We start from the raw sequence: 15508 nt of genomic DNA, 5'->3' as shown, positions 1-15508 counted from the left end.
CGGCGCGCGCAGGCGGCGCGGCGCTCAGCGCCAGGGGCCGCGGCGCGGGCGGCGCGGCGATCAGCGCCTGGGGCCGCGGCGCGCGCAGGCGGCGCGGCGATCAGCGCCAGGGGCCGCGGCGCGCGCAGGCCTCGCGTCGGGCGCACCAGGCGGCGCGGCGATCAGCGCCTGGGGCCGCGGCGCGCGCAGGCCTGGCAAGAGCGATGATGGAGGCGGCGTCCGCGCCGCTATCGGCTACCATCAACCGGTGCTGCGCTGCCCTCGCCTCGCCCTCACCGCGATCACGCTCGGCGCGCTGACCGCGCCGGCCAGCGCCGACGAGCCGCCGCTGCCGCCGCGGGTCGAGGAGGCCGCGCGGACCGCGTTCGCCGAGGCCCAGGCCGCCGATCAGGCCGGCGACCTCGCGACCGCGATCGATCGTTACCGCTACGTCGCGAAGATCGCGCCCCACCCGAGCGTCTCCTTCAACCTCGCCGACGTGCTGCGCCGCAAGCACGACATCCGCGGCGCCGCCCGCGCGTACCGCGACTACCTCAAGCAGGCGCCGGCCGCGCCCGATCGCGCCAAGGTCGAGAAGATCCTGGCGCAGCTCGAGGCCACGCCCGGCGAGGTCGACATCACCAGCAAGGCCGAGGACGCGGTCATCTTCATCGACGGCGTGCGCCAGGCCGGCCCCGCCCCGATCTTCGTCGAGCTGCCGCCGGGGCCGCACCGGTTCGACGCGCTCACGCCGATCTCGTTCCGCTCGCTGGTCCACGACGTCGACTTCGCGCGCACCCAGTCGTTCAGCCTCAACCCGCCGCCGCGAGTCGACGGCAACGTCGTCGTCAGCGGCAGCGGCTGGCTCGGCCGCGCCAGGGTCCTCATCGACGGGCAGGGCAGCCAGCGGCTCGGCGACCTGCTCCCGATCGCGCCGGGCAAGCACGCGCTCGAGGTCGTGGCCGGCGACTGCCGCTGGACCAAGGAGATCGCCCCGCCCCACGGCGACGTCCTGTACGTCTACCTCGACGTGGCGCCGCCCAAGCCCAAGGCCAAGCCCCCGGCCGCCCAGCCGACGCGGCCGCCAGGCGCCAGGCCCGCGCCGCCGCCGAAGCCGACCTGCGGCAAGGCGCGCTTCACGATCAGCCGCGTGCGGTTCCCGACGCCGTGACCGCGCTGGCATAGTCGCGCCATGGCGCCGCTGGCCCCGACCGAGTTCCGCTACTGGGACCAGCTCGCGCGCCCGTGGGCCCGGGCCGTGCGCGCGCTCGGCCGCGTGGCCCTGGGCTTCGATCCGGCGCCGGCCGACGACGTCGTCCGCGCGTTCGCGGCCGCGTACTACGACGCCGATCCGCTGGCCGAGGCCGTCGTCGACGAGCTCTACCTCGGCGGCGATCCCGCCGGCGGTCGCCGCCAGTTCGAGCAGGCCCTGACCGCGGGCGTCGCCGCCGACGCGCCCGCGTCGCTGCGCACGCTGTTCGCGGATCTCGACGACGATCCGCCGTGGCTCGATCGCGCGCGCGTGGCCCACGGCGCCAAGGTGTTCCGGCGCTACGGCGCCGACATGTTCCGGTTCGCCGGCTCGATCACGCTGGCCGGCTACGCCGAGAACTCGGTGGCCAAGCCGCTGGCGTTGACCGGCGCCTACGCCGGGGCCTCGACCCGGCGCCGCTTCCTCGAGACCGTCGCGTTCTGGATCGCGGTGTCCGAGCCCGGCGGCCTCGCGCCCGGCGCCGCCGGCCGCGCGTCGGCGCTGCGCGTGCGCATGATGCACGTGTTCGTGCGCCGGCGGCTGGCCGCGCACCCCGAGTGGGACGCGGCCGCGTGGGGCGTGCCGATCAGCCAGGCCGACGCGCTCTTGACGATCCTCGGCGGCAGCTTCGCGCCCGGCTACGCCCTGCGCGTGCTCGGCTACCGCCCGACCACCGCCGACATCGAGGCGATGCTGCACTTCTGGCGCTACGTCGGCCACCTGATGGGCGTGCGCCCGCGCTGGTTCCCGACGACCGTGCGCGCCTGCTGGCAGCTCGCGTTCGTCACGATGGTCAAGGGCGCGCGCGCCGCCGGGGCCGACGGTCGCCAGCTGTGCCAGTCGTACGTCGAGGCGTTCACGCCTCCCGAGGCTGGCCCGTGGCGCGCGCGCGCCGCCGCGTGGTGGAGCCACGGGCTGCACCGCGGCTTCACCCGGGTGTTCCTGCCACCGCCGGCCTACGCCGCGAACCAGCTGCCGCCGGCCGGGCTGTGGCCGCTGGCGGTGCTGGCGCCGGCGCCGCTGACGTTCGCGGCCGAGACCCTGCGGCGGGCGCTGCCGCCGCTCGACGACGTCGCCGATCGGATCGCGCGTCGACGCCGGGCCCGCTGGTTCGCGCGGCACATGGGCGATCGCGCGGCCGAGTACCGCCCGGTCGAGACCTTCACGCGCTGATCGATCGCGGGTTCCGCGCGAGCGCGCCGACCGGGTGCCAACCCCGAGTCCCAGACCGACCCGGTCTGGACCTGGCTCGCGCGCAACCGCGCCAAGCTCGCGCGGGTCGAGGCCATCGGCTACCGCGCCATCAGCCTCGACGGTTGACCGGCCTGCGCCCCGGCCGCGCGGCCCGCGCCGGGCGCGGCCGACCGCAACCGCGTCTGGAGCCGGCGCGACAGGTCGTCCCAGACCAGCGCGGCGAGGCCCCACCACAGCGCGATCCAGACCGGCACGCCGCCCAGCCAGCCGAGGTGGTAGGCGTGCAGGTGCCCGAGCTGGATGTACAGCACCTCGACCAGCGGCCCGACGACCACGAACCCCGCCAGCACGAGCAAGCGCGCGCGCCCGGGCCGCAGCGCGATCACCGCGACCGCGATCGCCAGCGCGAACGGCAGCCACGACCACACCGGATCGGCGAAGGTCCGGTAGACCGCCTGGCGGGTGATCACGACCAAGGCCAGGAGCACCGCGATCCGCGCGCCCGGGTGCGCGGCTGCGGGCGGTGGCAGCGCGAGGCGGCGCCACCGGAACAAGGTCGCGAGGAACCGCAGGACCAGCCCCCAGTAGAGCAACATCCACAGCGGGATCGTGCTGACGCTCGGGAGGTCGACCGGCACGCGGTAGTCGTAGACGCGGTGGCGGGTGACGCTGTTCCAGTCGTTGACCGCGCCGACCACGGTGCACAGCGCGAAGAAGACGGCCTCGGCCGGGAGCCCGAGCGCGCGCCGCCCCCGCGGCACCGCGGCCAGCAGCGCGAACCGCGCGGCGATCACCGCCGGGACCAGCGCGGTCATCAGCGCGAGCTGGTCGGACGCGACGCAGATCGCGACGCTGACGACGACGATCGCCCCGGCGTCGATCGCGAACGCGCGATCGCCGACCTGGAGACGCGCGCCGGGGGCGGCGTCACCAACCGGATCGCCCAGGCGTCCATGCCGGTCGGGCCTGGCGCGCGGTCATCGGCGCACGAACGCCCGGAGCTCGCCGAGCAGGTGCAGCGGGTGGGCCAGGCCGTGGGCGTACTCGTCGGTGGTGTAGTTCTGGGCCCAGTTGCAGTCGCCGCCGCACTGGCCCGGGCCGGGCCCGTGGAAGCCGGTCGGATCGATCTGCGCGGTCGCGGCGGCGTAGAGGTCGTCGACGTGCTCGAACGCGAGCACGTCGAGCGCCACCGGCGCGGTCGCGATCGTCGCCTTGCACGGCCACGCCAGCCGGCCGTCGTGATCGACGTGGGGCTTGAGCGTGGTCCGGCAGTCGAGCGGCGCCGCCCGCAGCAGGCGCGCGAGCATCCGCGGCGAGCCGGCGATCCGGGCGCCGGCGCGCTTGCGCGCGATCAGCTCGTCGACGAACGGCGCGTAGGCCGGATCGGCCAGCACCGCCGGATCGATCCGCGGGCCGACGTTGCGCGGCACCGGACAGAACCAGACGCCGAGATCGTCGGCGAGGTCGGCGACCGCGCGGGCCTCGTCGATCAGGCCGGCCTGGATCACGCAGTTGACCATCAGCTTGACCCGCTGCTCGGCGGCCAGCGCGCGCAGCGCCAGCAGGTTGCGCAGGACGTCCTCGGGGTGGCGGGTCCGCCACATCGGCGCCAGCGTCGCCAGGTCGAGCGCGTCGACGCTGACCACGAGGATGTCGACGTCGGCCAGGAACGTCGACCACGCCAGCTGCGGCAAGAGCTGGTGCAGCAGGCTGCCGTTGGTGTTGACGACGATCGGGTAGTACGCGAGGTCGCGCGCCGCGCGCGCGAGCGCCGGCAGATCCTTGCGCAGGGTCGGCTCGCCGCCGGCGAAGTACACGCTCGGCGTGCGGGTCCGCATCACCTCGAGCAGCCGGCGGCCGCCGGCGGTGTCGAGCTTGCCGTGGCCGTCGAGCTCGGGGTAGCGCGCCCCCTGGTGGTCGTCGCAGTAGGTGCAGCGGAAGTTGCACGGCCGGAGCGTGGTCCAGATGAAGTACAGCGGCCGCAGGTCCTCGCGGCCGGCCCGCGCCCGGCGACGGTTGACGAGGTAGTTGCTCGCGGCGGTGCGCCAGCTCCGGGCCCGCCGACGGACCTCGGCCCGGCCGCGCCGCGGCGGCGCCAGCCCCGGCCGGAGCGCGTCGACCAGGGCCCGGGCCTCGGCGTCGAGCCGGACCCAGTCGGGGTGGCCGGGCCGCGGGACGTAGCGGCGGAACGCCGGCAGCGACGACGGGGTCGCGAAGGCGCGCCAGGGCGCGTCGCCGGCGAGCGGGAGCGAGGTGCGGAGCGCGGGCGCGGTCATGAGATCCTCTCAGCGTTGGGCGGGCGTCCGCGCGAGGGCGCGGCCGAGCTCGGGGATGGCGGCGCCGAGCGCGCCGATCGACAAGGTGGCGAGCAACTCGGCGGCCTGCTTGCGCGAGACGCCGGCGCCGAACAGGTACTGGAGGCCGACCCGGGTCCACATGCCGAGCAGCGCGTGGGCCAGGAGCTCGGGCTGCCGGACCTTGGCGCCGACCGCGGCGGCCAGGGTCGCGATCCGCGCGCCCAGGAAGCGGGCCACCGGCGGGTTGATGCCGTCGCGCAGCTGATCGAGGCGACCGTCGAGGCCGGCGCGCTCGGCGAACGCGGCGACCAGGTCGCGATCGGCGCGCCAGCGATCCAGGCAGATCTCGGCGAGCCGGCGCGCGGTCCGGGTCGGATCGGCCAGCGCGCCCGGGCCCCACGCCGCCTCGAGCTCGCCGACCAGCGCCTGGTTGAGCTCGTCGAGCAGCTCGTCGCAGACCTGCTCCTTGGACGCGAAGTGGACGTAGAACGTGCCGTGCGCGACGCCGGCGGCCTTGGCGATGTCGCCGATCTGCGTCGCGGCGAAGCCGTGCTCGGCGAAGCAGCGCCGGGCCGCGGCCGCGAGCGTCGCCCGGGTGGCGGCCTTCTGGGTCTGGCGGGTGCGCGGCGCGGGCGGCTGCTTCTTCGATGACACAAGGTCACTGATACTGAGTCATCGAACGATCCACAACGCGGCAGATCGCCGCACGCGCGGCGTGACCTGCCCGACGCGGTCCGCGCCGCCCTGCCCGAGCGGGCCGCGATCAGGCTCGGCCGACGGCGGCCCTGACCCAGGGCTCACCTGGGTTGCGCTCGATCCGGACAGCATCTTGCTCGAGGTCGAGGCGCGGCGGCGACCGGTACCGGGTGTACCCGGCGAGTACGCAACGACGAGATCGCGCAGGAGGCGCAGCGCAGCGGGCCAACACAGGTGAGCCCTGGGGTTAGAGCCCGGCGAACCAGTCCAGGCACTGCTCGCCGAGGTGGGTGTTGTAGTAGCTGCAGTGGGGCGCGTCGGGGACGTGCACGATCGTGCAGTCGTGGTCGGGATCGGCGTCGAGCAGCGCGCACAGCCCGGTCAGCGGCGCGGCCGGCACGACGTCGCGCTCGCACCGGCTGGCGAGGTCGCCGGCCCAGGCGTCGCCCTCGGTGAACAGCTTCCAGTGGGGCACCGCGAACGCCGCGGCGTCGACGCCGGGCGCGAACTCGACGCCGGCGGCGCTCGCGCGGACGATCGAGTCGAAGCCGACGCAGTCGCCGTCGGCGCAGTCGCCCGGGTAGGCGAGCGCCGCGTGGGCGGGGTCGCACGCGCACTGGCCGCCGGCGCTGGCGCTGCACGCGTGGCCCGGCGTCGGCGTCGCGACGGTGTACCCGTGGGCGACGCGGTCGTGGCGCGCGGCGCACGACGGGCCGGTGCCGGCGCCGACGAACCGATCCTGCGCGGCGACGTCGACGACGCCGTCGCTCATGCACACGCCGGTCTTGGCGCTGCCGAGCCAGCGCGCGTCGTCGGGGTAGCGCGCGGCCACGACCGGATAGCGGGTCGCGCCCATGCTGCAGCCGCCCATCAGCAGGTTGGCGCCGGTCCACACCGCCAGGTCGCCGCCCGGGCGCAGGCGCGCCAGCGCCGCGGTCACCGCCCGGTCGTCGCGCTCGGGCGCGCCCAGCGACGCCGGCAGGACCTCGCCCGGGTAGATCGGCTGCACGCACAGCATCACGAACCCTGGATGCGAGGTCAGCAGCGCCGCGGTCGCGTCGGCGAGGCCCGGGTGGTCGCACGTGAACGCCGGCCAGTACAGGAACAGGTCGTCGCACGGCCGTGTCGGCGTGCACACATCGGCGCGGTAGCGGACCCGGTACTGGCACGCGCCGCACGCCGGATCCTGCGCGTCGGCGCCCTCGCACCGACGGTTGAAGGCCCGGCAGTCGGGCAAGAAGACCGAGCCGGTGTCGACGACCACCGGGGCGGCGTCGGGCGCCGCGTCGACCGTCGCGTCGGCCGCGTCGACCGCCGCGTCGATCGCGCCCGCCCCGCCGCCGCTGCACGCCAGCGTCACCACGCCCGCCAGCGCCACCGCGACCACCACGCGACCTCGGCCTGAGCTCGATCTCCGCATGCGACCATGACCCCGCGCGCCCCCGAAGGTTAGGGCCCGCGCGTGAACAACTCGGTCGGTCTCGCGGCCGATCCATCCCGGCTGGCTGCGTTGCCGGCTCCGGTCCTCGGGTCACGTCCAACGAGGACGCTCCCCTCCGGTCCTCGCCGTCGCCTTGCCATCCGGGCGCCTCGTCCGCGATCCTCGATCGACTTGTTCACGCGCGGGCCCTTAGCGCAGGAGCACCAGCTCCTCGGCCGCGGTCGGGTGGACCGCGAAGGTCCGATCGAAGTCGTCCTTGGTCGCGCCCATCGTCACGGCGATCGCGACCGCCTGGATGATCTCCGGCGCCTCGGCCGCGACCATGTGTACGCCCAGCACCACGCCGGTGACCCGATCGACCACCAGCTTCAGGAACACCTGATCGCCCCGGCCGGTCATCGTGTGCTTCATCGGCCGGAACTTGGTGGCGTAGATCTGGACGTCGTGGCCGCGCGCGATCGCGGCGGCCTCGGACAGCCCGACCGCCGCCGCCGCCGGCTGCGCGAACACCGCGGTCGCGATCAGCTCGTGGTCGATCTTGATCGCCTTGCCGCCGAAGACCGTGTCGGCGAACGCGTGGCCCTCGCGGATCGCGACCGGCGTCAGCGCGACCCGGCCGGTGACGTCGCCGACCGCGTAGACGCTCGGCGCCGAGGTCTGGCTCCAGGCGTCGACCGCGATCGCGCCGCGCGCGTCGACCGCGACCCCGGCCGCCTCGAGCCCGAGCCCGGCGGTGTGGGGCGCGCGCCCGGTCGCGGCCATCGCCACGTCGGCGACGACCTCGGCGCCGTCGAGCTCGAGCACGATCGCGCCGTCGGCCGCGCGCCGGACCGCGCGCGGCTCACCGCCCGCCCGCACGACCACGCCGGCCCGAGCCAGGCCGGCCTCGACCGCGTCGCGGAGATCGTCGTCGAACCCGGCCAGCACCCGATCGCGCCGGTGGATCAGCGTCACCTCGGCGCCGAGGCCGCGGAAGATGTGCGCGAACTCGACGCCGATGTAGCCGCCGCCGACGATCGCGATCCGCGCCGGCAAGGTCGGCAGGTGGAACGCCTCGTCCGAGGTGATGAACAGCTCGGCCCCGGGGATGCGGGGCCGCACCGGCCGGCCGCCGGTGGCGATCAAGATGTGCCCGGCCCGCACGCGCGCGCCGCCGATCGCGACCGTGTGCGCGTCGACCAGCGTGGCGCGGCCGTCGTGGCGCACGACGCCGTGGCGCTCGAGGTTGCCCTGGTACAGGCCCGACAGCCGGGCGATCTCGCGGTCCTTGGCGGCGATCAGCGCCGCCCAGTCGTGGCGGACCGGGCCGACCTCCCAGCCGAACCCGCGCGCGTCGTCGAACGCGTGCGCGAACTCGCTGGCGTAGACCAGGAGCTTCTTGGGCACGCAGCCGCGGATCACGCAGGTGCCGCCCCAGCGGTGCTCCTCGGCGATCGCCACCCGCGCGCCGTGGGTCGCGGCGATGCGCGCGGCCCGGACGCCGCCGGAGCCGCCGCCGATCACGAACAGGTCGACGTCGACGTCGGTCATGGCAGATCGATCCCGCGATCGGCGCACACGCCCTGGGCCAGCGCGGCCTCGGGGCCCCGCAGCCGCGCCGCCAGCGCCCGGGCGTCGTCGCGATCGCGGGCGCGGCAGGCCGCGATCACCATGCGCGCCCGCTCGACGGTCCCTGGCTCGATCCGCAGGCCGGTGCGCGCGAGCTGGCGCGGATCGCCGTGCTCGACGTGGTCGGCGCCCAGGCCGATCACCCCGTAGACGTCGCCGGCCGCGACCCCGCGCGCGACGAGCGACCGCGCGCGCTCGAGCTCGACCGCGATCACCGACTCGAGCTCGTCGCGATCGACCATGCCCGGCAGCGCCCGGCCGTTGACGAACAAGGTCGGCGTCCCGTTGGCGCCGAGCGACAGCGCCGCGGCCGCGTCGGCGGCGACCACGTCGCGGTGGCGGTGATCGGCCAGCGCCGCGGCCAGCGCCGCGACGTCGAGCCCGGCCAGCTTGCCGCGCTCGAGCAGGACGTCGCGCGGCAGGCCGCCCTTGCTGGCCGCGAACAGCTGATCGTGGAACGCCCAGAACTTGCCCTGGCGCCCGGCCTCGACCGCGGCCTCGGCCGCGAGCTCGGCGCCGACGTGCATGATCAGCGGCAGGTGCCGGTAGACCAGCCGCACGTCGCGCGGGTGCGCGGCCACGAGCCCGTCGAGGATCGGGGCCTGGTTGGCGCAGTACGGACACAGGAAGTCGCTCCAGACCACGATCGTCACCGCCGCATCGTCGGGTCCGCGCCGGTGGCCGGGCAGCCCGAGCCCGATGCGGTAGCTGTCCTGCTCCGACAGCACGGCGGCCTGCGGCGGCGGCGCGCCGCTGTCGGCCACGGTCCGCCCGCCAGCGGTGAGCTGGGCGTAGCGATCACCGGCGCCGCCGAGGTCGCGGCTGCGGACCAGCTCCTCGCCGACCACGCGCAGGAACGTCGACAGCGGCGCGGCGCCGGCGATGGCGCGGCCGTTGATGAAGAACGCCGGCGTGCCGGTGATGCCGAGCCCGCGCCCGACCGCCAGGTCGGCCAGCACCGCCGCGCGCGCCCGCCCGCTGTCGAGCTCGTCGCGGAACCGCGCCAGGTCGAGCCCGAGGTCGACCGCGATCAGCTCGACCGCGGCCCGATCGACCCGACCGTGGACCGCGAACAGGCGATCGTGCATCGGCCAGAACCGCCCCTGGCGCGCCGCCGCCAGCGCCGCCTCCGACGCCAGCGTGCCGGTGTCCTCGTCGAGCGGCAGCGTCCGGAAGACCCAGCGGATCTGCCCGGGGTACTGACGCTCGAGGTGGCGGAGCACGCCCTGCGCGCGGTTGCAGTACCCGCACGCGAAGTCCGAGAACTCGACGATCGTCACCGGCGCGTCGGCCGGGCCGCGCCGGGGCGCGTCGTCGAGGGTCACCGCGTAGATGGCGTCGGGGTCGAACCCCGGGCCGGCGGCGGCCGGCGACGCCGCCACCACGGCCGCGAGGGCGACCAGGATCAGCGAGCAGAGGGAGCGCACCTGCGCAGGCTATCGCGCGGCCCAGGCCGGCGCACGTGGCCGGCCCTCGGTAAAAAGTGAGTGACCAGTCACTTTCTTTCTGGTACGGTCGGGTCGTGGTCGCGACCCGCACCCGCCGCACCCTGCGTCCGCTGGCGCCCGCGCGCCAGGCCCGCGCGATCCGCACGCGGGCCCAGCTCATCGCCGCCGCCCGCGCGCTCCTCGGCGAGCACGGCCTGGCCGGCGCGCCCACCGCCGCGGTCGCGACCCGCGCCCAGGTCGCCCAGGGCTCGCTGTTCCGCCACTTCCCGCACAAGACCGACCTCTTGATCGCGGTGACCGAGGCGATCCTCGCCGATCTGCGCCTGGCGTTCGCCGCCGACCTCGGGCCGGCGCGCCCCGCCGATCCGCTGGCGTCGGCGTGCGCGGCGCTGTGGCGGGTGTTCCGCCTGCCCGACATGCGGGTCGTGCTCGAGATCTACGTCGCGGCCCGGACCGAGCCCACGCTCGCGCGCGCGCTCGGGCCGGTGCTCGAGCGCCACCAGGCGCTGCTCCTGGCCGAGGCGCGGCGGCTGTTCCCGGCCGCGGCCGCGGCCAACCCCGAGTTCGACGACGCCGTGCTGGCGATCGTCTACGCCATGCAGGGCGCGGCGATCGGCCTGTTCTCGCCCGACCCCGACGCGGAGATCGTCCACCTCGCGTTCCTCGAGCGCCTGGCCCGGCGCGAGCTCGGGCGCCGCCCGACCGGAAGGAAGGCCTGAGCATGTCAGTCCTGATCTACGCCGCCATCCCGATCTTCCTCGTGACCTTGCTCATCGAGCTGGCGTGGGCGCGGCGCCGGACCGACGACGCGCGCATCGTCGGCTACGCGACCAAGGACACGCTCGCGTCGCTCGGCATGGGCGTCGGCAACGTGATCATCGCGGCGTTCACCAAGCTCGTGTCGCTGGCGCTGATGATCTGGCTCTACCAGTACCGGGTCGCGACCCTGCCCAACGTGTGGTGGACCTGGGTGCTGTTGTTCTTCGCCGAGGACCTCTGCTACTACGCGTTCCACCGCGCCAGCCACGAGATCCGGTTCCTGTGGGCGGCCCACGTCAACCACCACTCGAGCCAGCACTACAACCTGTCGACGGCGCTGCGGCAGTCGTGGACCACGCCGCTGACCGGGCCGCTGTTCTGGTTGCCGCTGCCGCTCCTGGGCTTCGCGCCGTGGATGGTGCTCGTGCAGCAGGCGATCAGCCTGCTCTACCAGTACTGGATCCACACCGAGGCCATCGCCAAGCTGCCGGCGCCGATCGAGTTCATCTTCAACACGCCCTCGCACCACCGCGTCCACCACGGCGCCAACCCCGAGTACCTCGACCGCAACCACGGCGGCATCCTGATCATCTGGGATCGCCTGTTCGGCACGTTCGAGCCCGAGCGCGCCCGCGTGGTCTACGGCCTCACCGAGAACATCAAGAGCTTCAAGCTGCACGTGATCGCGTTCCACGAGTGGATCGCGATGGCGCGGGACGCCCGGCGCGCGCCGACCCTGCGGGCCGCGCTCGGTTACCTGTTCCGCCCGCCGGGCTGGCGCCACGACGGCCGCGGCAAGACCGCCGCCGAGGTGCTCGCCGACAGCCAGGATCCCGCGACGCGCGCGCCCCTGCCGGGCGTCTGACCCGACGGCCGGCCGCGGCGAGCCCGCCGCCGAGGTGCGCGCCGACCGCCGGGATCCCGCGACGCGCGCCCCTGCCGGGCGTCTGACCCGACGGCCGCGGCGAGCCCGCCGCCGAGGTGCGCGTCGACAGCCAGGATCCCGCGACGCGCGCGCCCCTGCCGGGCGTCTGACCCGACGGCCGCGGCGAGCCCGCCGCCGAGGTGCGCGTCGACAGCCAGGATCCCGCCCCGCGAGCGCCCCTGCCGGGCCTATGACAGAATGCGCGCGTGCGCGTCGTCCTAGCCTCGCTCCTCACCCTCGTCGTCGCCTGCAGCTCGCGCTCGAGCGGCGCCCCGACCCCGCCGCCCCCGCCGGCGCGCGACGCCGGCGCGCCGACGCCGCCGATCGATCCGCGGGTCGCGCGCGGCGGCGCCGCGTTCCAGAAGTACTGCGCGCTGTGCCACGGCCCCGAGGCCAAGGGCTACGTCGCCGACCACGCCCCGTCGCTGGTGACCGACCAGTTCCTCGAGAGCGCCGACGACGCGTTCATCGCGCGCTCGATCGAGCTGGGCCGCCCCAACTCGCCGATGGCCGGCTACGGCAAGGACCTGGGCGGGCCGCTGTCCGACGGCGACATCGCCGACATGATCGCCTGGCTGCGCCACGGCCGGCCGCCGTACCGGCCGCCGCCGCCGGTCACCGGCAAGGGCGACGCGATCGCCGGCGCCGCGCTCTACACCGCGACCTGCCAGAAGTGCCACGGCGATCGGCTGGTGCGCGCCGAGGCGATCCAGCTCGGCCACCCGGTGTTCCTGGCGCTCGCGTCCGACGCGTTCATCCGCGACGCGATCGTGCGCGGCCGGCCGGGCACGCCGATGGAGTCGTTCGGCGCGCTGCTGAGCGCGCAGCAGATCGACGATCTGGTCGCGCACCTGCGCGCCTGGGCGGTGCAGCCGCCGCCGCCCCAGCCGCCGCCGCCGCCCGACCCGATCCCGTCGGGGCCGGTCGTGATCAACCCCAAGGGCAAGCACCCGACCTTCACGCTGCGCGACGACCGGTTCGTGCCCGCGGCCCAGGTCAAGGCGGCGCTGGCCGCCAAGAAGAAGATCGTGATCGTCGACGCGCGGCCGCTGTCCGACTGGCTCTCGCTCCGCATCCCCGGCGCGATCTCGGTGCCGCACTACGAGCTGGCCGGCCTGGCCGCGATCCCCAACGACGACACCTGGGTGGTCGCGTACTGCGCGTGCCCGCACCACGCGTCGGGCGAGATCGTCGACGCGCTCCGCGCCCGCGGCTACAAGCACACCGCGGTGCTCGACGAGGGCATCCTGTTCTGGCACCAGCAGGGCTACCCGGTCGAGGGCACCGCCGCCAAGCAGCCGATCGCCAAGCCGCCGTCGCCGCCGCCGCCGCGGTGAGTGGCCGCGCCGGGATCACGCAGGTCGCTCGCCTGGCCCATCCCCGACACCTCGCCCGATGACGACCCGAGGTGCGACGAGCCCGGTGATCGCGGGCGGAACGGATCGGGCGACGCCCGCCGGCCCACGGGCCGCGCCGCGCGACCGCGCGTAGCGACGGCCGTCAACGCCCCCGCCCGCGACCTCCACGTGCGAGGATCGTCGCCATGCGCCTCCTCGCCACGATGCTCTGCTCGCTGTCGCTCGCTGCCTGCGGCGGCCCGCCCGGCCGCCCGCGTCCGCCGGGACCACGACCGCCGCGCCCGCGACCGACGACGCACCGGCGGCGGCGTCCGCGGTCGAGCTGGTCTACGGCCGGATGTCCTACGTGATGGACTCGCCGCGCGGCCAGCAAGACAAGGCCGAGCAGGCGCTGCGCGGCAGCGACCTCGCGACCCAGCTCGGCGCGCTCGGCCTCGACGTGACCTACCGCTTCGACGAGGCCGCCGGCGACACCGTCACCGTCATGGCCGCCGACGGCACCGAGCTCGGCCGCGCCGAGCTCCACGACCTCGACCGCGGCCCCGCTCCCGACGACATCGTCGCCGCCGCCCGGCGCTACGCCGGCGAGTGAACCGCGCCAGCGTCGAGGACGCACGACCGCGCGCACCACGCACCACGAGCGATCCCCATGAGCGCGCGCCTCGTCGATCCCGAGCATCTCCGCGACTGACCGATCGCCCGCGACGCCGGGGAACGCTCGACGTCAGCGCGTCACGGGCGCGCGCCCTGCGCCCAGCACGCCGTGGTGCGGCGCGCCAGGGTCCTGGCGGCGCCAGGCGGGAGCCCCAGGAGCTTGGTCAGCTCGTCGTCGCTGAACTTCAGGACGTCCTGGTTCGAGCTCGGGTTGAGCGCCATCCAGGTGGCGATCAGCTCGGCGCGCTCGGCGCCGGTCGCGGCCTGGACCCGCTCGCCCAGCGCCTGGTTCCGCGCCTCGAGGTTGTTGTGGACGACGTACGGCGAGTCCTGGACGATCTGGGCGTGCAGCGCGCCGCGCATCGCGTCGACGTCGGGGCGGGTCGGGCGCGCCGCGGCGATCCCGAGCTGCGCCACCGCGTCGTGCTCCTCGCTGGTCGAGACGCGCGTCATGTCCGGGCGTGACGAGGTGGCCTTGCCGCGCTTGGGCTTCGCGTCGATGAGCACGACCTGGTGCAGCGTCGAGGTGTGGACGCGGACCGGGTAGCTCAGCTCGGCCTCGACCGGGGCGTTCACCTGCGCGGGCTGGCGCGCCAGGTCCTGCTGCTTGCCGCGCAGGCGCTCGCGGATCCGCGCGAGCTGATCCTGCTCGGCGACGCGCGACCGGCACTCGCCGCTGCAGCGGATCCGCGCGATCGAGCGCTCCTTGCTCGCGACGTCGCCGGTGAGCTGCTCGATGTCCTTCTGCAGCGACTTGATCTTGGGGTTGGCTTGCAGCCTCGAGCCCGAGACGTAGCGGCCGGTGCGGGTCGTGGCCGCCGTCGACTGCTCGAGCCGCTCGGCGGCCAGGCCGACCGTGATCACGACGTCGGCCGCGTCCGCGCGATCGACGAGCTCGACCGCGGCGCCGTAGCGACCCGCGCGAACGCTCGCCATCATCTTGGCGAGCAGCGCCCGATCCCCGTCCCCGGTGGTCACGAAGATGCGGCGCAGGTAGGTCGCCGCCACGCGATCGACGAGCGCACACAGCTGGGCCTCGGCCTCGGCGGTCTGCGCCGGATCCCCCCCGCTGGGCATCAAGGCGAGCCGCGCCGCCGCCGTCGCGAACCGCCCGGCGGCCACGTCGGCGTCCACCTTGGCGCGGAGGCCGCGCCACGCGGCGGTGACCTCGCCGGCGCGCTCGCGGATGGTGCTCGCCGACCACTCGATCCTGCGCTCGTCGTCGGCGTCGGCTGCCAGCGGCGGCGCGAGCTCGACCACCGCCAGCGCCTCGACGAAGCGATGAGCGCCGGAGAGGCCGTCGGCCACTTCGAGGATGCGGTACAAGAGCTTCCTCCGGTCGCGCCGATAGACGCCGGCGTCACCGAGGACCGCGGCGCGGGCCGGCGTGAACGTGGCCGCGGCCGCGGCGTAGTCCTCGGCCGCGAACGCCGGGTCGAACGCCGCTTCGAACTCGGCTTCGGCCTCGGCGTGCGCCTTCTTCTGCTTCGCCTCCTTCGCGTCGGACGCCCTGCGAGCGCGGGCCTGGAGGTACTGCTGGCACCCCGGCTGGGTCGCGAGGATCGAGACCGTGAGGACGAGGATCGTTCGCGCGCGATTGCTCATGCGGCCAACGGTACCGACCACCCCGCCCGATCCAGTCTCAGCGCGATCTCAGCTCCCGGACGCCGGCCCAGCCCGCGGCCCGCTCCCGATCGGCTGACACCCGGGCGCCCGGCCCGAGCTCCCGATCGGCTGACACCCGGGCGCCCGGCCCGAGCTCCCGATCGGCTGACACCCGGGCGCACGGCCAGCTCCCGATCGGCTGACACCCGGCACGCGCGGGCCAGCCCGATCCCAGCTCCCGATCGGCTGACACCCGGCACGCGCGGCCAGCTCCCGATCGGCTGACACCCGG

General features: G+C 75.3%; 13 protein-coding genes. 6 read left to right on the top strand and 7 right to left on the bottom strand.

The features are described 5' to 3' along the window. Positions 1 to 247 precede the first annotated feature (247 nt). Both IPL61_21360 and IPL61_21355 read left to right on the top strand, forming a co-directional pair. Positions 248 to 1150: a hypothetical protein gene (locus tag IPL61_21360; protein MBK9033781.1), complete on the top strand. Its 903-nt coding sequence runs from the start codon at positions 248 to 250 to the stop codon at positions 1148 to 1150. Positions 1151 to 1171: 21 nt separating this feature from the next. Beyond that, positions 1172 to 2404: a DUF2236 domain-containing protein gene (locus IPL61_21355; protein MBK9033780.1), complete on the top strand. Its 1233-nt coding sequence runs from the start codon at positions 1172 to 1174 to the stop codon at positions 2402 to 2404. A gap of 119 nt (positions 2405 to 2523) precedes the next feature. Here IPL61_21355 and IPL61_21350 read toward each other — a convergent pair whose 3' ends face one another. From IPL61_21350 to IPL61_21325, 6 genes are all read right to left on the bottom strand, one after another. Further along, on the bottom strand, positions 2524 to 3240 hold the full coding sequence (locus IPL61_21350) for a hypothetical protein (GenBank protein ID MBK9033779.1): 717 nt from the start codon (positions 3238 to 3240) through the stop codon (positions 2524 to 2526). A gap of 162 nt (positions 3241 to 3402) precedes the next feature. Next, positions 3403 to 4701 carry a radical SAM protein gene (locus IPL61_21345; protein ID MBK9033778.1) on the bottom strand — a complete coding sequence of 433 codons (1299 nt, stop codon included), beginning with the start codon at positions 4699 to 4701 and terminating at the stop codon, positions 3403 to 3405. A gap of 9 nt (positions 4702 to 4710) precedes the next feature. Next, on the bottom strand, positions 4711 to 5376 hold the full coding sequence (locus IPL61_21340) for a TetR/AcrR family transcriptional regulator (protein ID MBK9033777.1): 666 nt from the start codon (positions 5374 to 5376) through the stop codon (positions 4711 to 4713). 289 nt (positions 5377 to 5665) lie between these two features. Then, entirely contained in the window at positions 5666 to 6838 is a 1173-nt protein-coding gene (locus IPL61_21335) for a hypothetical protein (GenBank protein ID MBK9033776.1), read from the bottom strand. A 210-nt stretch (positions 6839 to 7048) separates the two neighbouring features. Next, positions 7049 to 8389: a glutathione-disulfide reductase gene (gor, locus tag IPL61_21330; protein MBK9033775.1), complete on the bottom strand. Its 1341-nt coding sequence runs from the start codon at positions 8387 to 8389 to the stop codon at positions 7049 to 7051. Continuing rightward, positions 8386 to 9894 (bottom strand): thioredoxin domain-containing protein, encoded by a 1509-nt coding sequence (locus IPL61_21325; protein MBK9033774.1) that lies wholly within the window; start codon positions 9892 to 9894, stop codon positions 8386 to 8388. Before IPL61_21325 ends, gor begins: the two co-directional genes overlap by 4 nt. Before the next feature lie 95 nt (positions 9895 to 9989). Between IPL61_21325 and IPL61_21320 the strand changes: the two genes are divergently transcribed. The 4 genes from IPL61_21320 to IPL61_21305 all read left to right on the top strand — a co-directional run bounded on the left by IPL61_21320 (position 9990) and on the right by IPL61_21305 (position 13549). Beyond that, the gene (locus IPL61_21320) at positions 9990 to 10634 is read left to right on the top strand and encodes a TetR/AcrR family transcriptional regulator (GenBank protein ID MBK9033773.1); all 645 of its coding nucleotides are present in this window, start codon (positions 9990 to 9992) and stop codon (positions 10632 to 10634) included. Between the two features lie 2 nt (positions 10635 to 10636). Beyond that, positions 10637 to 11539 carry a sterol desaturase family protein gene (locus IPL61_21315; GenBank protein ID MBK9033772.1) on the top strand — a complete coding sequence of 301 codons (903 nt, stop codon included), beginning with the start codon at positions 10637 to 10639 and terminating at the stop codon, positions 11537 to 11539. Positions 11540 to 11805: 266 nt separating this feature from the next. After that, entirely contained in the window at positions 11806 to 12936 is a 1131-nt protein-coding gene (locus tag IPL61_21310; protein ID MBK9033771.1) for a c-type cytochrome, read from the top strand. A 358-nt stretch (positions 12937 to 13294) separates the two neighbouring features. Next, the gene (locus IPL61_21305; protein MBK9033770.1) at positions 13295 to 13549 is read left to right on the top strand and encodes a hypothetical protein; all 255 of its coding nucleotides are present in this window, start codon (positions 13295 to 13297) and stop codon (positions 13547 to 13549) included. A 140-nt stretch (positions 13550 to 13689) separates the two neighbouring features. Here the strand turns inward: IPL61_21305 and IPL61_21300 are convergent, their stop codons facing one another. Continuing rightward, positions 13690 to 15216: a hypothetical protein gene (locus IPL61_21300; protein ID MBK9033769.1), complete on the bottom strand. Its 1527-nt coding sequence runs from the start codon at positions 15214 to 15216 to the stop codon at positions 13690 to 13692. Positions 15217 to 15508 lie beyond the last annotated feature (292 nt).

Source organism: Myxococcales bacterium, from assembly GCA_016717005.1.
Taxonomy (GTDB): Bacteria; Myxococcota_A; Polyangia; order Haliangiales; family Haliangiaceae; genus UBA2376.
The sequence above is the reverse complement of the archived record's forward strand: the minus strand, read 5'-3'. Positions and strand labels throughout refer to the sequence as shown.